The 19,760-nt window shown below is 65.0% G+C and carries 19 protein-coding genes; 16 read left to right on the top strand and 3 right to left on the bottom strand.

Going from position 1 to position 19,760, the window contains the following annotated elements:
* Positions 1–63 precede the first annotated feature (63 nt).
* From CK219_RS27395 to CK219_RS27360, 8 genes are all read left to right on the top strand, one after another.
* Positions 64–2,247: a primosomal protein N' gene (locus CK219_RS27395; protein WP_095769734.1), complete on the top strand. Its 2,184-nt coding sequence runs from the start codon at positions 64–66 to the stop codon at positions 2,245–2,247.
* Between the two features lie 33 nt (positions 2,248–2,280).
* Positions 2,281–2,976: an aspartate/glutamate racemase family protein gene (locus CK219_RS27390; RefSeq protein WP_095769733.1), complete on the top strand. Its 696-nt coding sequence runs from the start codon at positions 2,281–2,283 to the stop codon at positions 2,974–2,976.
* A 95-nt stretch (positions 2,977–3,071) separates the two neighbouring features.
* Positions 3,072–3,467 carry a DUF4345 family protein gene (locus tag CK219_RS27385; protein WP_095769732.1) on the top strand — a complete coding sequence of 132 codons (396 nt, stop codon included), beginning with the start codon at positions 3,072–3,074 and terminating at the stop codon, positions 3,465–3,467.
* Between the two features lie 235 nt (positions 3,468–3,702).
* A complete protein-coding gene (locus tag CK219_RS27380) occupies positions 3,703–4,263 on the top strand; it encodes a F0F1 ATP synthase subunit delta (RefSeq protein WP_095769731.1) in 561 nt (186 codons plus the stop codon).
* Complete coding sequence (gene atpA, locus CK219_RS27375; protein WP_095769730.1) at positions 4,263–5,792, top strand: F0F1 ATP synthase subunit alpha; 1,530 nt, start codon at positions 4,263–4,265, stop codon at positions 5,790–5,792. The genes CK219_RS27380 and atpA overlap by 1 nt, the downstream gene beginning before the upstream one ends.
* Before the next feature lie 29 nt (positions 5,793–5,821).
* The gene (locus tag CK219_RS27370) at positions 5,822–6,706 is read left to right on the top strand and encodes a F0F1 ATP synthase subunit gamma (RefSeq protein WP_095769729.1); all 885 of its coding nucleotides are present in this window, start codon (positions 5,822–5,824) and stop codon (positions 6,704–6,706) included.
* Between the two features lie 65 nt (positions 6,707–6,771).
* Entirely contained in the window at positions 6,772–8,349 is a 1,578-nt protein-coding gene (gene atpD, locus CK219_RS27365) for a F0F1 ATP synthase subunit beta (RefSeq protein ID WP_095769728.1), read from the top strand.
* Positions 8,350–8,449: 100 nt separating this feature from the next.
* Entirely contained in the window at positions 8,450–8,857 is a 408-nt protein-coding gene (locus CK219_RS27360) for a F0F1 ATP synthase subunit epsilon (protein ID WP_095769727.1), read from the top strand.
* A gap of 120 nt (positions 8,858–8,977) precedes the next feature.
* Here the strand turns inward: CK219_RS27360 and CK219_RS27355 are convergent, their stop codons facing one another.
* Positions 8,978–10,486, bottom strand: coding sequence for a mannitol dehydrogenase family protein (locus CK219_RS27355; protein ID WP_095769726.1), 1,509 nt, complete (start codon positions 10,484–10,486; stop codon positions 8,978–8,980).
* Between the two features lie 164 nt (positions 10,487–10,650).
* Here CK219_RS27355 and uxaC point away from each other — a divergent pair, with 164 nt between their 5' ends.
* The 8 genes from uxaC (at position 10,651) to CK219_RS27315 (ending at position 17,756) form a co-directional block, all read left to right on the top strand.
* Entirely contained in the window at positions 10,651–12,054 is a 1,404-nt protein-coding gene (uxaC, locus tag CK219_RS27350; RefSeq protein ID WP_095769725.1) for a glucuronate isomerase, read from the top strand.
* 36 nt (positions 12,055–12,090) lie between these two features.
* Positions 12,091–13,068 carry a TRAP transporter substrate-binding protein gene (locus CK219_RS27345; protein ID WP_095769724.1) on the top strand — a complete coding sequence of 326 codons (978 nt, stop codon included), beginning with the start codon at positions 12,091–12,093 and terminating at the stop codon, positions 13,066–13,068.
* Positions 13,065–13,655, top strand: coding sequence for a TRAP transporter small permease (locus tag CK219_RS27340; protein ID WP_245340635.1), 591 nt, complete (start codon positions 13,065–13,067; stop codon positions 13,653–13,655). Before CK219_RS27345 ends, CK219_RS27340 begins: the two co-directional genes overlap by 4 nt.
* Positions 13,656–13,658: 3 nt before the next feature.
* Positions 13,659–14,939, top strand: coding sequence for a TRAP transporter large permease (locus tag CK219_RS27335; RefSeq protein ID WP_095769723.1), 1,281 nt, complete (start codon positions 13,659–13,661; stop codon positions 14,937–14,939).
* A gap of 11 nt (positions 14,940–14,950) precedes the next feature.
* Positions 14,951–15,724, top strand: a complete 774-nt coding sequence (locus tag CK219_RS27330; RefSeq protein ID WP_095769722.1) for a FadR/GntR family transcriptional regulator — start codon at positions 14,951–14,953, stop codon at positions 15,722–15,724.
* A 19-nt stretch (positions 15,725–15,743) separates the two neighbouring features.
* The gene (gene kduI / locus CK219_RS27325; protein ID WP_095769721.1) at positions 15,744–16,589 is read left to right on the top strand and encodes a 5-dehydro-4-deoxy-D-glucuronate isomerase; all 846 of its coding nucleotides are present in this window, start codon (positions 15,744–15,746) and stop codon (positions 16,587–16,589) included.
* On the top strand, positions 16,586–17,353 hold the full coding sequence (gene kduD, locus CK219_RS27320) for a 2-dehydro-3-deoxy-D-gluconate 5-dehydrogenase KduD (protein WP_095769720.1): 768 nt from the start codon (positions 16,586–16,588) through the stop codon (positions 17,351–17,353). Before kduI ends, kduD begins: the two co-directional genes overlap by 4 nt.
* Positions 17,354–17,423: 70 nt before the next feature.
* The gene (locus CK219_RS27315; RefSeq protein ID WP_095769719.1) at positions 17,424–17,756 is read left to right on the top strand and encodes a cupin domain-containing protein; all 333 of its coding nucleotides are present in this window, start codon (positions 17,424–17,426) and stop codon (positions 17,754–17,756) included.
* Here the strand turns inward: CK219_RS27315 and CK219_RS27310 are convergent.
* Together CK219_RS27310 and CK219_RS27305 are read right to left on the bottom strand one after the other, a co-directional pair.
* Positions 17,753–18,850 carry a glycosyltransferase family 9 protein gene (locus CK219_RS27310; RefSeq protein WP_095769718.1) on the bottom strand — a complete coding sequence of 366 codons (1,098 nt, stop codon included), beginning with the start codon at positions 18,848–18,850 and terminating at the stop codon, positions 17,753–17,755. The two genes, CK219_RS27315 and CK219_RS27310, sit on opposite strands and share 4 nt — an antisense overlap.
* A 201-nt stretch (positions 18,851–19,051) precedes the next feature.
* Positions 19,052–19,678: a LysE family translocator gene (locus tag CK219_RS27305; RefSeq protein WP_095769717.1), complete on the bottom strand. Its 627-nt coding sequence runs from the start codon at positions 19,676–19,678 to the stop codon at positions 19,052–19,054.
* Positions 19,679–19,760 lie beyond the last annotated feature (82 nt).

The following is a 19,760-nucleotide window of genomic DNA, read 5'->3' as shown; positions in this document are numbered from 1 at the left end:
CCCGCCAGGCACATGCGAGGGTCCCCTTTGATCTAGAGCAAAGTCGGGGCAAGGTCACGCCCGATGATCGAAGATTCGCCCTTTGTCGCAGCCGCGCCCGTGCTGGTGCCGATGCCCGCCGAACGGCCCTATACCTATGCCGTGCCGCCCGGCATGCGCGTGGTGCCGGGCTCGATCGTGCGCGTGCCGCTCGGGCCGCGGCAGGTGGCCGGCATCGTCTGGGATGGCGCGGTCGAGACCGTCGATGCGAAGAAATTGCGGCCGATCGAGGAGGTGTTCGACTGCCCGCCGATCGACAAGGCGATGCGCCGCTTCGTCGACTGGATCGCGCAATACACGCTGTCGGCCCCTGGCATGGTGGCCCGTATGCTGCTGCGCGCGCCCGAGGCTTTCGACCCCGAGCCGTGGATCGAAGGGCTGCAGCGCACGCTGGCCGGGCCCGACCGGATGACCGACGCGCGGCGGCGCGTGCTCGAGACGGCCGAAGGCGGGCTTGCCTGGACGCGCTCGGGGCTGGCGCACGCCGCTGGCGTCTCCTCGACCGTCATCGACGGTTTGCGGGCACAGGGCGTGTTCGAGACGGTGATGATCCCGCCGCGTCCGGTGGTGGCGGCGCCTGATCCTTCTCATGCCGTGCCGGAATTGATGCCTGACCAGAAAGCGGCGGCTGACAAGCTGCGCGCCGCGGTCGCCGCCGATGGCTTTAACGTCACGCTGCTCGACGGCGTCACCGGCTCCGGCAAGACGGAAGTCTATTTCGAAGCGGTGGCAGCGGCGCTCGACAAGGGCAGACAGGTGCTGATCCTGTTGCCGGAAATCGCGCTGACGCATGCCTTCCTGGAACGTTTCCAGGACCGGTTCGGCGCCAAGCCGGCGGAATGGCATTCCGACCTGCCGCCGCGGATGCGCGAACGCGTCTGGCGCCAGATCGCGGAGGGCGGCGTGCGCGTCGTCGCCGGCGCGCGCTCGGCGCTGTTCCTGCCGTTCAAGGAACTCGGCCTGATCGTCGTCGACGAGGAGCACGATCCCGCCTACAAGCAGGAAGACCGCGTCTTCTACAACGCGCGTGACATGGCGGTGGTGCGCGGCCATATCGGTGGTTTCCCGGTCGTGCTCGCTTCGGCGACGCCCTCGGTGGAAAGCCGGGTCAATGCCAGCCAGGGCCGCTACGATCGGGCCGTGCTGTCGTCGCGTTTCGCCGAGGCAGCGCTTCCCGACCTCAAGTCGATCGACATGCGGCGCTCGCCGCCGGCGCGAGGCGGCTTCCTGTCGCCGGTCTTGCTGGAGCAGATGCAGCGCACGCTGGAGAGGAAGGAGCAGTCGCTGCTCTTCCTCAACAGGCGCGGTTATGCGCCGCTGACGCTTTGCCGCGTTTGCGGCCATCGCTTCGGCTGCCCGGTCTGCTCGGCCTGGCTGGTCGAGCATCGCTTTCGCGGCCAGCTCGTCTGCCATCATTGCGGCCACAACGAGCGGCGGCCGGAAGCCTGTCCGGAATGCGGCACGCTCGACCATCTGGTGGCATGCGGCCCAGGCGTCGAGCGCATCGCCGAGGAAGTGGTCGGGCATTTCCCCGATGCCCGCACCATCGTGCTGTCGTCCGATCTTCTGGGCGGCGTACGCCGGCTCAGGCTCGAGCTCGAGGCGGTCGCCAATGGCGAGGCCGATATCGTCATCGGCACGCAGCTGGTCGCCAAGGGTCATAATTTTCCCGGCATGACGCTGGTAGGCGTGGTCGATGCGGATTTGGGATTGGCCAATGGCGATCCGCGCGCCGCCGAGCGCACCTTCCAGCTGCTCAGCCAGGTGACGGGGCGTGCCGGCCGCACCGGCAAGAAGAGCCTCGGCCTCCTGCAGACCTACCAGCCGGATCATCCGGTGATGCGGGCGATCGTCTCGGGCGATTCGGAAGCCTTTTACGAGCGCGAGATCGCCGAGCGCGAACGGGCGGCGCTGCCGCCCTTCGGCCGGCTCGCCGGCATCATCGTCAGCGCCGCGACACGCGGCGAGGCGGAAAGCCATGCACGGGGGTTAAGGCGCGCGGCGCCGCAGGCTACCGATCTCTTCGTGCTCGGCCCGGCCGAGGCGCCCTTGTCGCTGATCGGCGGCCGTCACCGATTCCGGCTGTTGGTGCAAGGCGAACGGCGCGCGGACATGCAAGGCTTTATTCGGGCCATGCTGGCGGAAGGACCGAAGCTGCGCGGCTCGGTCAGGGTGCAGGTCGACATCGACCCGCAGAGCTTCTTATAACCGGGAGAGACAGTCCCAACGGAGTGGTCGCTTATGAAAACCCTTGCCCTTCTCGGCGGCATGAGTCGGGAATCGACGGCGATCTATTACCGCCTGCTCAACGAGATCGTGCGCGAGCGGCTGGGTGGGCTGCATTCGGCCAAGCTGTTGCTGTGGTCGTTCGATTTCGCCGAGATCGCCGAACGCCAGCATGCAGGCGACTGGGAGGGCGCCGGCGTCCTTCTGGTGGAAGCCGCGCGCAAGCTGGAGGCGGGCGGCGCCGAGGGCTTGATGGTCTGCACCAACACCATGCACAAGCTCGCCGACGCGGTGCAGTCGGCCATATCGATCCCGCTCATCCACATCGCCGACGCCACGGCGCAGGCTGTCGTCGATGCCGGCGTGAAGCGGCCGGCGCTGCTGGCGACACGCTTCACCATGGAACAGGATTTCTACAAGAGACGGCTCGCGGAGAAATACGGACTGCAGCCGATCGTGCCCGACCAGGGCGGCCGCGACATGGTGCATCGGGTGATCTATGACGAGCTCTGCCAAGGCATCGTCAGGCCCGAATCGAAATCCGCCTTTCTCGACGAGATCGGCCGGATGCGGCGCATTGACCGTGTGGACGGCGTCATCATGGGATGCACCGAGATCACCATGTTGATCGGCCAGGGCGATTTCGACATTCCGGTCTTCGACACGACGCGCATCCATGCCGCGGCCGCGGTCGATTTCGCGCTCGCCTGATGCGCTGTACCTAATGTGCCCGCCGTCCTCTGGCGCGCCTTCATTCCCTGGCTAGAATGCCGCTGTTTCAGAACAAGAAATAAGAGGGGGATTTTATGGACTTCGCGTTTCCGTGGCCCGCCAGCCAGGGTGAGTGGCTGGCTTGGTCGAGCGCCGTCGTGACCTTGGCGCTCGGCCTGTTCCTGTTCCTGGCGCCGGGGCTTGCGTTTCGCGCGCTGCGCCTGCAGCCGAGGCCCGAGAAAGCGGCGGCGATCGCCGAGGGACGCGGCCGCATGTCGGGCTTTTATCTCGGCGTCAGCCTGTGCTGCATTCTTCTGGCGCAGCCGCTGCTTTACATGGCGCTGGGCTTCTCCTGGCTGTTCACCGCCTTCGGCCGGCTCCTGTCGATGATGTCGGACGGCGCCAACACCCCTTTCAACTGGGTTTCGATCGTGGTTGAATTGGCGCTGGCGGCGCTGCCCCTGGCCTTTGCCTTCGGCTTTGTACTGTGAATCCGGCGCTTGGGATCGGCGCCAGCCGCCTGATGCGACAAAAGTGCCTGAAAACCATGCCGGACGATGCATTGCGGTCTTAAAAAGCCTGTGCTAGACGGCAATCGACTTTCGACCGGGGATAGCGGAAGCCGCGCCTCCGTGCTTGGAAAAATGCAGTAAGGTCAAAGATTTAGCCAGAGTTCTCGCTCGCGCCAACAATCTGCGGCCTGTCAGACAAGAGAAAAGACGGTCCGTGGCCCAATCGTCATCGCCAATCTCAGCTGTCGCCGAACGCTATGCAGGCTCGCTGTTCGAGCTTGCGCTGCAGGACAATTCAGTCGCCAAGGTCGAGGCCGACCTGGCCAGCTTCGAGGCAATGCTCAACAGCAGCGACGATCTCGCGCGGTTGATCAACAGCCCGGTGTTTTCCGGCGAGGACCAGGCAAGGGCCATCGCCGCCATCGCCGACAAGGCCCAGATCACCGGCCTGGTGGGCAATTTCCTGCGCGTCGTCGCCAAGAACCGCCGCCTGTTCGCGGTACCCGGCATGATCAAGGCATTTCGCCAGATCGCAGCCGACCATCGCGGCGAGGCATCGGCCGAGGTCACCTCGGCGCATGCGCTGACGGCGGCGCAGCAGGCTGAACTCCAGGCGACGCTGAAGGGCATCGCCGGCAAGGACGTGGCCATTGCCATGACCGTCGATCCGTCACTGCTCGGCGGCCTGATCGTCAAGATGGGCTCGCGTCAGATCGACACGTCGCTCAAAACCAAACTCAATTCGCTCAAGCTTGCACTGAAAGAGGTCGGCTGATGGACATCCGCGCCGCGGAAATTTCCGCAATTCTGAAAGACCAGATCAAGAATTTCGGCAGGGAGGCCGAGGTCTCCGAAGTCGGCCAGGTTCTGTCCGTCGGTGACGGCATCGCCCGCGTCTACGGCCTCGATAACGTCCAGGCCGGCGAGATGGTCGAATTCCCGGGCGGCATCCGCGGCATGGCGCTGAACCTCGAAGCAGACAATGTCGGCGTCGTCATCTTCGGTGCCGACCGCGACATCAAGGAAGGCGACACCGTCAAGCGCACCGGCGCCATCGTCGACGCGCCTGTCGGCATGGGCCTGCTCGGCCGCGTCGTCGACGCGCTGGGCAATCCGATCGACGGTAAGGGCCCGATCAAGGCGACCGAACGCAAGCGTGTCGACGTCAAGGCGCCCGGCATCATCCCGCGCAAGTCGGTGCATGAGCCGATGTCGACCGGCCTCAAGGCCATCGACGCGCTGATCCCGGTCGGCCGCGGCCAGCGCGAACTGGTCATCGGCGACCGCCAGACCGGCAAGACCGCCATCATCCTCGACACGATGCTGAACCAGAAGTCGGTGCACGACAACGGCCCCGAGAAGGAAAAGCTCTACTGCGTCTACGTCGCCGTCGGCCAGAAGCGCTCGACCGTCGCGCAGTTCGTCAAGGTGCTGGAAGAGCGCGGCGCGCTCGAATATTCGATCATCGTCGCCGCCACCGCGTCCGATCCGGCGCCGATGCAGTTCCTGGCGCCGTTCACCGCCTGCACCATGGGCGAATATTTCCGCGACAACGGCATGCATGCGCTGATCAGCTATGACGATCTGTCGAAGCAGGCCGTCGCCTACCGCCAGATGTCGCTCCTGCTGCGCCGCCCGCCGGGCCGTGAAGCCTATCCGGGCGACGTCTTCTACCTGCACTCGCGCCTGCTCGAGCGCGCCGCCAAGCTCAATGACGACAACGGCAACGGGTCGCTGACCGCGCTGCCGATCATCGAGACGCAGGCCAACGACGTGTCCGCCTACATTCCGACCAACGTGATCTCGATCACCGACGGCCAGATCTTCCTCGAAACCAACCTGTTCTTCCAGGGCATCCGCCCTGCAGTGAACGTCGGCCTGTCTGTGTCGCGTGTCGGCTCTTCGGCGCAGATCAGGGCGATGAAGCAGGTCGCCGGCTCGATCAAGGGCGAGCTCGCGCAGTATCGCGAAATGGCTGCCTTCGCGCAGTTCGGCTCCGACCTCGACGCGGCAACGCAGCGTCTGCTCAATCGCGGTTCGCGCCTGACGGAGCTGCTCAAGCAGCCGCAATTCTCGCCGCTCAAGGTCGAGGAGCAGGTCGCGGTGATCTTCGCCGGAGTCAACGGCTATCTCGACAAGCTGGCGTTGAACCAGGTCGGCAAATTCGAGCATGGGCTGCTCAGCCACATGCGCTCGGCCGGCAAGGACGTGCTCGATGCTATCCGCAAGGAGAAGGCGCTGTCGGACGATTTGCGCGCCAAGCTCAAGGCCGAGATCGACGCCTTCGCCAAGACCTTCGCTTGAACGAAGCTGGACGGGATCAGGTTTGAAGCATGGCTTCGTTAAAAGACCTTCGTAACCGTATCGCCTCGGTCAAGGCGACGCAGAAGATCACCAAGGCGATGCAGATGGTCGCCGCGGCGAAGCTGCGTCGCGCGCAGGAAGCGGCGGAAGCAGCCAGACCCTATTCCGAGCGCATGGGCGCGGTTCTGGCCAACATCACCCAGGCGATCGGCGGCGGCGGCGATGCCCCGGCGCTGATGACGGGCACCGGCCGGGACGATGTGCATCTGCTTATCGTCTGCACGGCCGAGCGCGGCCTGTGCGGCGGCTTCAACTCGCAGATCGCGCGTCTCGCCCGCGACCACATCCGCAGGCTGCTGGCCGACGGCAAGCAGGTGAAGATCATCTGCGTCGGCAAGAAGGGCTACGACATCCTGCGCCGCGAATACGCTTCGATGATCCTCGAGCGCGTCGACCTGCGCGAAGTGAAGACGCTCGGCTTCGCCAATGCCGATGCGATCGCGCGCAAGGTCATCCACCTCTTCAACGAGGGCGGCTTCGACATCTGCACGCTGTTCTATTCGCAGTTCAAGTCGGTGATCAGCCAGGTCCCGACGGCGCAGCAGATCATTCCGGCGGCCGCCGGGTCGACCGCTCCCGAGGCGACCAGTGGCGGCAATGCCGTCTACGAATACGAGCCGGAGCCGGGCGAGATCCTTTCCGACCTCATCCCGCGCAACATCGCCGTGCAGATCTTCCGCGCGCTGCTGGAGAACGCGGCCGGCGAGATGGGCGCCAAGATGAGCGCGATGGACAATGCGACGCGCAACGCCGGCGACATGATCAACAAGCTGTCGATCACCTACAACCGCCAGCGGCAGGCGCAGATCACCAAGGAACTGATCGAGATCATTTCGGGCGCCGAGGCGCTCTAATCACGCCCCGCGCGGGACACCCGGCGAGTGGCGTGAACAACGGATAGACGAAAAGGGCAAAGACGATGGCGAAAGCAGCTACCCCGAAGACCGCCGCCAAGGCGGCACCGGCCCCCAAGGCGGCGAAGGCCCCGGCAGCCGCCGAGAAAGCCGCCGCTCCGGCGAAGAAGGCGGCCGCTCCGGCCAAGGCCGCGGCTTCCGCAGCCAGCGTTGCGGCCAAGCGCGTCGGCGCCGCCGGCAAGGTCCGCCAGGTCATCGGCGCCGTCGTCGACGTGCAGTTCGAGGATCACCTGCCGGCCATTCTGAACGCGCTGGAAACCGACAATGTCGGCAACCGCCTGGTGCTCGAGGTGGCCCAGCATCTCGGCGAGAACACTGTGCGCTGCATCGCCATGGACTCGACCGAAGGTCTCGTCCGCGGCCAGGAAGTCTATGACACCGGCGCGCCGATCTCGGTTCCGGTCGGTCCCGGCATGCTCGGCCGCATCATCAACGTCATCGGCGAGCCGGTCGACGAGGAAGGCCCGGTCGACGGCGTCGAAATGCGCGCCATCCACCAGCCCGCTCCGGCCTATGTCGACCAGTCGACGGAAGCGCAGATCCTGGTCACCGGCATCAAGGTTCTCGACCTCTTGGCGCCTTATGCCCGCGGCGGCAAGATCGGCCTGTTCGGCGGCGCCGGCGTCGGCAAGACCGTGCTGATCCAGGAACTGATCAACAACGTCGCCAAGGCCCATGGCGGCTTCTCGGTGTTCGCCGGCGTCGGCGAGCGCACCCGCGAAGGCAACGACCTCTATCATGAGTTTATCGAATCGGGCGTCAACAAGAAGGGCGGCGGTGCCGGCTCCAAGGCCGCGCTCGTCTACGGCCAGATGAACGAACCGCCGGGCGCGCGCGCCCGCGTCGGCCTGACCGGCCTCACCGTCGCCGAATATTTCCGCGACCAGGGCCAGGACGTGCTGTTCTTCGTCGACAACATCTTCCGCTTCACGCAGGCGGGCTCGGAAGTGTCGGCGCTGCTCGGCCGCATTCCTTCCGCCGTGGGTTACCAGCCGACTCTGGCCACCGACATGGGCGCGCTGCAGGAGCGCATCACGACCACGACCAAGGGCTCGATCACCTCGGTGCAGGCGATCTACGTGCCGGCCGACGACTTGACCGACCCGGCGCCGGCGACCTCCTTCGCCCACCTCGACGCCACGACCGTGCTCAACCGCGCGATCTCGGAAAAGGGCATCTATCCGGCCGTCGATCCGCTGGATTCCACCTCGCGCATGCTCGACCCGATGGTCGTCGGCGAGGAGCACTATCAGGTTGCCCGCCAGGTGCAGTCGATCCTTCAGCGCTACAAGTCGCTGCAGGATATCATCGCCATCCTCGGCATGGACGAGCTGTCGGAAGAGGACAAGCAGACGGTTGCCCGCGCCCGCAAGATCGAGCGCTTCCTGTCGCAGCCGTTCTTCGTCGCCGAAGTGTTCACCGGCTCGCCGGGCAAGCTGGTCGACCTCGCCGACACGATCAAGGGCTTCAAGGGCCTTTGCGCCGGCGACTACGACCACCTGCCGGAAGCCGCCTTCTACATGGTCGGCGGCATCGACGAGGCGGTCGAGAAGGCGCAGCGCCTGGCGGCGGAAGCGGCATAAGAAAGCGAATAGCGAATAGGGAGTAGCAAATAGGGAGCAACGGGTTTGGCGAGTTTCTTCACTACTCGCTACTCGCTATTCCCTACTCGCTAAATTGAACATGGCTGAAGCTTTCAAATTCGAACTGGTCTCGCCGGAGCGGCTGCTCGTTTCCGAGCAGGTCGAGTCCGTCGTGATACCCGGTGCCGAAGGCGAGATGACGGTGATGGCGCAGCACGCGCCGGTCATGACGACCATCAAGCCCGGCGTCGTCACGATAAAGACCGCGGGCGGCAAGGAAGAGCGCTTCGTCGTGTTCGGCGGTTTCGCCGACATCCTGCCTTCCGGCTGCACGCTTCTTGCCGAATCGGCGACGCATGTGAACGACATCGATCGCGCCGATCTGGCTCGTCGCATCCAGGAGGCCAAGGAAGACGCGGCCGACGCAAAGGACGACGAGAGCCGCAGCAAGGCGGAGCAGTTCCTCAGCCAGCTCACCACGCTGGAAGGCGCGCTGCTGCCGGCCTGAAGTCGGCTGCCGGGAAGCGTTTTACAAAGCGGGGCTAGCCCCGCTTTTTTGTTTTTGCTGTTTGCGAGACAGTTTCGCGCTGCATGGGGCGCAATCCCTGGCGGGTAGGCGGGCGAATAGCTATTCGGCCAGCCTTGGCGGCTCGCTGCCGATGCCGAGCGCGGCAAAAGCCAGCTTCGGACCGCCCTGCTTGAAATGGACGAGGTGGGTGGCGACAAACTCGATCAACCTTTGTCGTTCCGCGTGGCCTTTGGCAAAGCCGGCGAGGTCGAACACAGCCTCGGCCAATGTTGCGGTCGGCAGATTGCGGCCGAACAGGTCGCCGAGGGCGATATCGAGCGGGTCGGTGAAATGGCCCTCAGGCAAGCTGCTACCGCGCGCGGCGCAGGCGGTGATCCAAGCGGCGACAACCAGCGACAGATGTTCCGGCAGCAAGCCGGCCTCCAGCCGGGCGAGGGCGGAGGCGACGATGCGTTGCGGCAGCTTCTGGCTGCCGTCATTGGCGATCTGCGCAGTGCGGTGGGCGAGCGCGGTGTTGGAAAAGCGCTCGGCGAGCTCGGCCGTATAGGCACTTGTGTCGAGCCCAGCCTGCTGCGGCAGGGTTGGAATAGCCTCGGCCCAGAGCCAATCGACGAACTGCCGGATCGACGGATCGGCAAAGGCGCGGTCGACGGTGGCGTGGCCGCTGAGCAGGCCGAGATAGGCGATGCCGGAATGCGCGCCGTTGAGCAGCCGCAGCTTCATGTCCTCGAACGGGCCGACGTCCTCGACCATGGTGACGCCGAATTTCTCCCAGGCCGGCCGCCCGGCGGGAAAGCGGTCCTCGATCACCCATTGCCGGAACGGCTCGGTCATCACCGGCCACGCGTCATCGATGCCGAGCTCGCCAGCGATGCGGGCGCGATCGGCGTCCGTGGTCGCTGGCACGATGCGGTCGACCATGGAAGATGGAAACGCCACTTCGTCGGCGATGTGACGCGCGAGGTGGGCACCGCCTTCGCGGCTGTCTCGCAACTCGGCGAACTCGACCATCAGCCGGTGCAATGTGGCGCCGTTGGCCGGCAGGTTGTCGCAGCAGAGCACCGTGAAGGGCGGCGTGCCGGCGGCGCGGCGGCGCGCGAGCGACTCGGCGAGAAATCCATGCGCCGTCTTCGGCGATCCGGGGTTGGCGAGGTCGTGGACAATTTCGGGGTGCGCGCTGTCGAGCGTGCCGTCGGCTGCCCTGAGATAGGCCTTTTCGGTGATGGTGAGCGTGACGATACGGATGCGCGGATCGGTGAGCGCGGCGAGCACAGCGCCAGGGTCCTCCGGGGCGACAAGCAAGGACTGGATCGAGCCGATGACCTGCAGCTGTTCGCCGGCGCTGTCCCTTATTGCCAACGTGTAGAGCCCGTCCTGCGGCTTGAGCGCATCGCGCGTGTCGGGGCTGCGCAGTGAGACGCCGATGATGCCCCAATCGCTCTCGCCATCCGCCAGACAGGCATCGACATAGGCGGCCTGGTGGGCACGGTGAAAGGCGCCGACGCCAAGATGGACGATGCCGGGCGCGACGGACTTGCGATCATAGCGAGGCACCAGAACTTCGGCCGGCAGCTCCGCAAGGGTGGCGTTGGACAGACGGCCGTTCATGGAAGCTGGTCTCCGATCGGAAAACGACGGCAGCGACCTAACACCCGCTGTCGCCGCGCACAATGGCCGCGTTCCTTTCGAAAGTCATCATACAACTGCATAATATTTGTATGTTGACATTATCTCTGGCCGATCTACCAATAGCGAAGCCTAGGAGGAGCCGCGTGGCCGCATTGACCGATCCGGACCTGCTGTTTTCGCCGGAAACGCGATCATTGGCGCGCGCCCTTTACGCGGGTGTGAAGGACCTGCCGATCGTCAGTCCGCATGGCCACACCGACCCGCGCTGGTACGCGCTCAACGAACCGTTTTCCGACCCGGCGCAGCTCTTGATCGTGCCGGACCATTACATTTTCCGCATGCTGTTCAGCCAAGGCGTGCGGCTGGAGCAACTCGGCGTCCCGACGCTCGACGGCGCACCCGTCGAAACCGACGGCCGGGCGATCTGGCGGCGCTTCGCCGAGCATTATTATCTCTTCCGCGGCACGCCCACACGGCTGTGGCTCGATCATGTGTTCGAGCATCTGTTCGACATCGGGGAGCCGCTTACCGCAGCCAGCGCCGACCGCATCTACGATACGATCGCCGCGCTGCTGCAACGCGATGACTATCGGCCGCGCGCGCTGTTCGAGCGCTTCAACATCGAGGTGATCGCGACGACCGAAGGCGCGCTCGACGACCTCAAATGGCACCGGACGATCCGCGACAGCGGCTGGAAGGGCCGCGTCGTCACCGCGTATCGGCCGGACGCCGTGGTCGATCCCGATTTCGAGGGGTTCCCGGCCAATCTGGATAGGCTCGGCGAGATCACCGGATGCGACACCGGCAGCTGGTCCGGCTATCTCGAGGCGCATCGAAAGCGCCGCGCCTTTTTCAAGGAGTTCGGCGCGACCTCATCCGATCACGGCCATCCGACGGCCGAGACCGCCAATCTCTCCGACGCGGCGGCGCAGGAGCTGTTCAACCGCATCCGGCGCGGCTCCGAGGATGAGCGCGAGCGAAAACTGTTCCGAGCCCAGATGCTGACCGAGATGGCCAAGATGAGCCGCGACGACGGCCTGGCAATGCAGATCCATCCTGGATCATGGCGCAATCATTCGCCTTCCGTTTTCCGGAAATTCGGCCGCGACAAGGGCTTCGATATCCCGACGCGGACCGATTATGTGTCGGCGCTGAAGCCGCTGCTCGATTGCGTCGGGCTGGAGCGCGACCTCACGATCATCCTGTTCACGCTCGACGAGACGAGCTATGCGCGCGAGCTGGCGCCGCTCGCCGGCGTCTATCCGGCGCTCAAGCTCGGGCCGGCCTGGTGGTTCCACGACAGCCCGGAAGGAATGCGCCGCTTCCGCGAGATGACCACCGAGACGGCGGGCTTCTACAACACCGTCGGCTTCAACGACGACACGCGCGCCTTCCCGTCGATCCCGGCGCGCCACGACGTTGCGCGGCGTGTCGACTGCGCCTTTCTGGCGCGGCTGATCGCCGAGCATCGGCTCCGGGAGGAGGAGGCGCATGAGCTGGCGCGGGAGCTTGCCTACTCGCTTGCCAAGAAGGCGTACCGGCTCTGAGCCGGGATATCCGTGATTTTTGAAGGGAGGAAAGACATGTTGCATATTTCGAGATTGCTGACGGCGACATTCGCCATCGGATCCTTGATGATCGGCGCCGCGCAGGCCGAAACCGTCCTGCGCTCTTCGGACACCCATCCGGACGCTTATCCGACAGTCGAGGCGGTCAAATATATGGGCGAGCTGATCAAGCAGCGCACCAACGGGCGCTATTCGATCGAGGTCTATCATTCGGCGCAGCTCGGCGAGGAAAAGGATACGATCGAGCAGACCCAGGCCGGCGTCGTCGACCTCGATCGCGTCTCCATGGGGCCGTTCAACGGCATCGTGCCGGAAACCGCCGTGCCGTCGTTGCCCTACATCTTCCGCTCGGTCGAGCATATGCGCCATGTCATGGACGGGCCGATCGGCGACCAGATCCTGAAGGCGTTCGAGGCGCATGACCTTGTCGGGCTCGCCTTCTACGATTCCGGCGCGCGCTCCTTCTACAACACCAAGAAGGACATCGCCTCGATGGCAGATATGAAGGGCATGAAGTTCCGCGTCATCCAGTCGGACGTCTTTGTCGACATGGTCAATGCGCTCGGCGCCAACGCCACGCCGATGGCCTATGGCGAGGTCTATTCGGCGCTGCAGACCGGCGTCATCGACGGCGCCGAGAACAACTGGCCGAGCTTCGAATCCGCCAAGCATTACGAGGTCGCCAAGCACTACACGCTGGATCAGCACCAGATCGTGCCGGAGGTGCTGGTGATGTCGAAGGCAAGCTGGGACAAGCTGGCGCCGGAAGACCAGGCGATCGTGCGCCAGGCGGCCAAGGACAGCGTCGTCAAGATGCGCGAGCTGTGGGACGCGCAGGAGAAGAAGTCACGCGACATCGTCGAGAAAGCCGGCGTCAAGATCAGCGAGATCGACAAGCAGCCGCTGATCGACGCCATGAAGCCGGTCTACGACAAATATCTGTCGACGCCCGAGCTCAAGGACCTCGCCGCCCGTATCCAGGCGACGAAATGACCGGGATCGGCAACAGGCCCGGTGGCACGGAGGCTTCCGTGCTGCCATCCAGCCGGTCGGGTACGAAAGGGTTCTGGCTGCGGGTGGAACAGGCCCTTTCCGGGCTTGCGCGGTTGGCCTTGTGGGTCAGCGGCACCGGGTTGACGCTGATGACCGTCATTATCTTCTGGCAAGTCTTCTCGCGCTACATGCTGAACCGCTCGCCGAGCTGGACCGAATCCTCATCCGTGCTGCTGATGGGCTGGTTCATCTTCCTGGGCGCCGCCGTCGGCGTGCGCGAGCGCACGCATCTCGGCTTCGACGTGCTGCTCTATGTCTTGCCTGCCTCGGCCAAGGCGGTGCTGCGCAGCATTTCCGATCTCGTCGTATTGGCCTTCGGCGCCGGCATGATCGTGTATGGCGTGCAGCTCGCCAGGTTGACCTGGAACACGGTGATGCCGTCGCTGGCCTTGCCCGGCGGCGTCAGCTTCCTGCCGGTCATCCTGGGAGGCGCGCTGGTCTGCCTGTTTTCACTCGAGCGGCTGGCGGGGCGCTTTGCCGGGCTGCCGGTCGATGCCGACATCTACGCGACCGGCGAGGAGCTCTGAACCATGGCGCTGATCGTGCTTTTCGGCACTTTCGTCTTCCTGCTGGTTATCGGCACGCCGATCGCGTTCTGCCTCGGCATCGCCAGCTTCGCGACGATCCTCACGATCGGCCTGCCACCGGTCGTGGTGTTCCAGCGGCTCAATTCCGGCGTCAGCGTCTTTTCGCTGATGGCCATCCCGTTCTTCATCTTCGCCGGCGACCTTATGGTTCGCGGCGGCATCGCCGCCCGCCTGGTGGCATTGGCCGGGTCCCTGGTCGGCCATCTGCGCGGCGGCCTGGGTCAAGTGAACATTGCCGCGTCGACCATGTTCGGCGGAATTTCCGGTTCGGCGGTGGCCGATGCCTCAGCGGTCGGCGGGCTGATGATCCCGCAGATGAAGGCGCGCGGCTACGGCATCGACTATGCCGTCAACATCACCTCCGTCGGCGCCATCATTGCGCTGCTGATCCCGCCGTCGCACAACATGATCATCTATTCGATCTCGGCCGGCGGCCGCATCTCGATAGCGGATCTGTTCACCGCCGGGGTTCTGCCGGGGCTGCTGCTGGCCCTGTCGCTGATGGTCACCGCCTATCTGGTGGCAAGCCGGCGCGGCTATCCGACGGAACCTTTTGCCGGTTTCGGCCGGGCCTTGCAACTGCTTGTCGCCGCCATTCCCGGGCTGATCCTGATCGGCATCATCTTTGGCGGCGTCCGCTCCGGCATCTTCACCGCCACCGAAAGCTCCTGCATTGCCATCGTCTATGCTTTCCTGGTGACGTTGATCATCTACCGGTCGATGAGCTGGAACGATTTCGTCACCGCGACGACAGCGGCGGTGCGCACGACAGCGATGGTGCTGATGATCATCGGCTGCGCCGCGGCCTTCGGCTGGCTGCTGGCCTATCTCCGGGTTCCGGCAGCGCTTGTCGCGTTTTTGCAGTCCGTGTCCGACAACAAGCTGGTCATACTGCTTCTGATCAATGTCGTCCTGCTCATCCTCGGCACATTCATGGATATGTCGCCGCTCATCATCATCACCACGCCGATCTTCCTGCCGGTGGTCATGGCCTATGGCGTCGATCCCGTGCATTTCGGCGTCATCCTGATCCTCAATCTCGGCATCGGCCTCTGCACGCCGCCGGTCGGCGCGGTGCTGTTCGTCAGTTGCGCCATCGGCCGCATTCCCATCTGGACGGCAATGCGCTCGATCTGGCCGTTCTATGGAGCGGCCTTCGTGGTGCTGATGCTTGTCACCTACATACCGGAGATCTCATTGTGGCTGCCGAGCCTGTTCCATTAGGAGGGCACCACGTGTCCCAAACAGTTGCCGACCTCAGGGTCGAACGCAAACCGAAACTGTCGGAGACCGTGGTCGCGGCGATCCGCAAGCAGCTCTTGGCAGGCGAGGTTCCGCCCGGACAGAAGCTGCCAACCGAAGGCCAGCTGACGGAGACTTTCGGCGTCAGCCGCACGGTCATCCGTGAGGCGCTGGCCAAGCTTGCCGCCGATGGCCTGGTCGAAGCGCGGCAAGGCGCCGGCGTCTTCGTCAGCGAGCACATCTCGACCACCTTCGGCGTTTTGGCCGCCGACATGGGAGCCAAGGATTCGGTCGCGCTCAACGTGCTCGAGGTCCGCCTCGCGATCGAGATCGAATCGGCGGGCCTGGCCGCCATCCGCCGCAACGCCGCCCAGGAGGCCGCGATCCAGGAGGCCTTCTTCGAGTTCGAGCGGCTGCTGCTCGCCAGCCAGCCGACTGGCCCGGCCGACCTCGCCTTCCACCGCGCGATCGCCAGCGCCACCAACAACCCGTTCTATGTCGAGATGCTCGATGTGCTGGGACGCCGCGCCATTCCTTGCGACGTGACGTCGCCCTGGTCGACAGAGCTCGTCCAGTCGGACGAGTACCAGCGCGGCCTGCAGCGCGAGCATCTCGTCATCCTCAATGCGATCTCGGCGGGCGATGCCGAGGCCGCGCGCGAGGCGATGCGCACGCATCTGACCCGCAGCCAGCAGCGCTACCGCGAGCGGCTGCAGGCCAGACAGGCCTATTATGCCAATTCGCTGAAAGCCGCATCGACCGAGTGACCTCAGACAAGGCCTAGAAATGGACCAGACACAATTTTCCTCGCGCTTCGCCATCGATCCCATCACCGCCGCGGCCATGGGAACAGACGAGCTGCGCCACCATTTCCACGTCGAGGGGCTTTTCCAGCCGGGCCTCGTCAGCCTGACCTACACGCATTACGACCGCATGATCGTCGGTGGCGCGATGCCTATCGACAAGACCCTGCCGCTCGAGGCGATCAAACCGACCGGAACCAAGGCTTTCCTCGACCGCCGCGAACTGATCGCCGTCAACATCGGCGGCGCCGGCACCGTCACGGCCGACGGCATGGCTTACGAATTGGCGGCGCGCGACATGGTCTATCTCGGCATGGGCGCTGAGCAGGTGTCGTTCGCCTCGGCGGAGCCCGACAAGCCGGCAAAATTCTACCTGCTTAGCGCACCGGCGCATTGGACCTATCCCAGCCAGTTAATCCGCATCGGCGACGCCAGGCGGATCGATCTCGGCAGCCAGGCGACCAGCAACGAACGCTCGATCTTCCAGTTCATCCACGCCGGCGGCGTCAAGACCTGCCAGCTCGTCGTCGGCATCACGCAGCTCGCCCCAGGCTCGGTGTGGAACACCATGCCTTGCCATGTGCATGACCGGCGCATGGAAGCCTATCTCTACTTCGATCTGCCGGAAGGGCAGCGCGTCTTCCACTTCATGGGCGAACCGGACGAGACGCGCCACATCGTCATGCGCAGCGAGGAGGCGGTGCTGTCGCCGGGCTGGTCGATCCATTCGGGCGCCGGCACATCCAACTACGCCTTCATCTGGGCGATGGCCGGAGACAATGTCGACTATACCGACGTCGACCAGGTGGCGATGGATCAATTGCGGTGAGCGATCTTTCCGCCTTCAGCCTTACCGGCAAGCGCATCCTGGTCACCGGCGCCAACACCGGCATCGGGCAAGGCATCGCCGTGTCGATCGCGCGCGCCGGCGGCCTGGTGGTCGGCGTCGGCCGATCGGCGATGGATGACACCGCCGCGAAAGTTATGGCCGCGGGCGGCAGCTTCGAAGCGGTGAAGGCCGATCTCGGCGACCCGGCCGAGGCGGCCGCGATGTTAGACCGGGTCTGGGACGAGAGCGGCCGGCTCGACGGCCTCGTCAACAATGCCGGCATTATCCGGCGCGCCGATGCGGTCGACCTTACCGAAGCCGATTGGGACGAGGTGATGGACGTCAATCTGAAGACGGTCTTTCGCCTGTGCCAGAGCTTTGCCAGGCGCGTGCTGGCGGAGCCCGGACGGCGCAGCAAGATCGTCAATATCGCCTCGGTGCTGAGTTTCCAGGGCGGCATCCGCGTTGCTTCCTATACGGCCTCGAAGCACGGCGTGCTCGGCCTCACAAGGCTGCTCGCCTGCGAATGGGCGGCGAAAGGCATCAACGTCAACGGCATCGCGCCGGGCTATATCGAGACCAACAACACCGAGGCGCTGCGCGCCGACCCGGACCGCAGCGCCGCCATCCTCGGGCGCATCCCCGCGGCGCGCTGGGGCCGGCCCGACGATATAGGCGACACAGCCGTGTTCCTGCTGGCGCGGGCGTCGGATTATATGCATGGCGCGGTGGTGCCGGTCGATGGCGGCTGGCTGGCGCGGTGACCGTCTCCCGCCGGAAAACCGCGCCGGACCTTTCCTGGATTTGCTTTACAAGCCGAACGGAAGCTGAGCGATGACCGATATCTTTTCCCATGCGGGCGAAAAAGCCTGGGAGCCGACGCCGGACGGCAACAGGCGGCGCGTGCTGGTGCATACTGATGAATTGATGATGGTCGAGTTCGCCTTCGAGAAGGGCGGTGTCGGGGCGCTGCACTCGCATCCGCATGTCCAGGCAAGCTATGTCGCCGAGGGCTGCTTCGAGGTTACCATCGGCGGCCGATCGGAGATCCTCGAAACAGGCAGCAGCTTCATCGTGCCGTCCAATCTCGTGCATGGCGTCAAGGCGCTGAAGGCCGGGCGGCTGGTCGACAGCTTTGCGCCTTGCCGGGCCGATTTCCTCGGCTAGGACAGATCGGCGGTTCTATCGAACGCCGATTGCACCGGAGCGGTTTCACGCCTTTCCGGAACCGCTGCGACCGCCATGTGATCGCGGCGGCCTGCCGCGAGCAGGCGATGCGCGGCATCGAGTATGGCCTCGACCGGCGCGTCGGCGACATAGGCCGAACGGCCTCGCCTTGGCGCCGTGACGACTTCGACCGCATTTGAAAGGGGGCGCCAGCGCTCCATATTGGCGCCGTTGTTGACGATCACCGCCGGCGTCATGACGGCGGCCATGAAATGCGCCAGTCCGCCCTCCATGCCGATATAGGCGACCGCCATCTCGCCCAACGCAAGCAGGAGATCGTCGAAACTTGCAATGTCCGGCGCCAGTTCCGGACCGGCCACCTGGAGGCGGCCTTCCCTTGCGAGGAGCGCCAGTGGCGCCGGTCCGCTGCCGGGGGTCGCCAGATACAGCACCCGGTAGCCGGCATCGATGAGATTGCCGGCAACGGCCACCACCTGATCTTCACTCATGCACTTCCTGCCATGGGCATTGCCGCCAAGCAGGACAAGCGGACGGCCGCAACCGCCGCGCAGCTGGCGCGCCAAAGCCCGCGCGGCGTCCGGCACATCGAGCCTGTGATCGAAAGGCAGATGCCGCCCCGCCAGACGCTCGACCAGCCGGTGGTAGCGCCAGGCATTGTGTTCCGGCCGCAGCGTCAACCGCGTGCCCCAGCGCAGCGACAGAAGATGGCCGGCAAAGTTCGCTTCGTAGCGGATGCCCCGGCCTGCAAGTCGAAGAGCCGTGAGGATGAGGCCCGGCACGCCGGTGCGCAGATCGACGACGATGGCTTTGCGGCCGCGCGGCGCGAATTCGGCGAGGATGGCTGAAAGCGGCGTCTTCGTCCTGAAATCGTCGACGAGATGCGCGACATGCTTGTGCAACGCATGCGAGAGCGATGAGCCGCGCATGGCGCCGTAGACGACACGGCTTTGCGGAAAGGCCGTCCTTGCCGCCCGCAGGGCCGGAATCCGCAGCAGGCCGTCGCCAAGCGCGTCGTTGCGGGCATAGAAGATCAGCACGGGCGCGGACGAATCCATGGCGGTGACGGATTCCATTGCTGTGGTGTCGGAGAAGCAGGACGACTGCGGAAGAATAATATCAGCAAGCCCCCGGCTGAGTTCTGCAAGAATATGCTTGGTTTCTTTTATAAAGAAAGCGCGATCTCGTCACCCCGCCGACGCCGGCCATGCGGGCCTTCTGTCGCGAATTCAGCTATGACATGCCTGCCTGGGACCGGCGCCGCCGGGTGAAGCGTTTCAGCGCTGCTGCAGCGCCAGGCGTATGCCGAGCGCGCAATAGATGCCGCCGACCACCTTGCCCTGCCATTTCAGCACCGCCGGATTGCGGCGCAGGAAGGAACCCAGGCCGCCCGCGCTGACGGCGAAGACGGCCGTGCTGAAGAGCCCGAGCAGAACAAAGATGATGCCAAGCTGCATCAGCTGCAGCACCACGAAACCACCTTGCGGGTGCACGAATTGCGGCAGGAAGGCCAGGAAGAACAGCGCGGTCTTCGGATTGAGCACTTCGGTCAGGATCGCCTGCCGGAAGGCCCGGCCCGCGGAAATGGGGAGCGTCGTGGCCGCCAGGTCTGCCGGCGCCTTTTCGAAAATGGCGCGGATGCCGAGATAAACGAGATAGGCCGCGCCGATATATTTGACGATGCTGAACAGCATCGCCGAAGCGGCGATGACGGCCGAGATGCCGACGATGGCCATGACGGTGTGGATCACGTCGCCAGCCGCGACACCAGCGCCGGTGGCGATGCCGACCTTCGTGCCCGAGCTCGTCGCCCGCGCGACCGTGAGCAGCGTCGCCGGCCCCGGGATGAAGACGAAGCCGAACACGACCGCGATGTAGGTGACGAGCGTCGCGGGATCGATCATGCCAAGGCTCCTATAACGTCGAGCGTCGCTCTTTATTCGGAGCGGCTCGGCGTTATAGCACCGCAGAACGGGCCGGGGGAAC

The sequence above is a fragment of the Mesorhizobium sp. WSM4313 genome (assembly GCF_002294725.1).
Lineage (GTDB): Bacteria > Pseudomonadota > Alphaproteobacteria > Rhizobiales > Rhizobiaceae > Mesorhizobium.
Note: the sequence above shows the minus strand (reverse complement) of the source record. Positions and strands in the feature narration are given on the sequence as shown.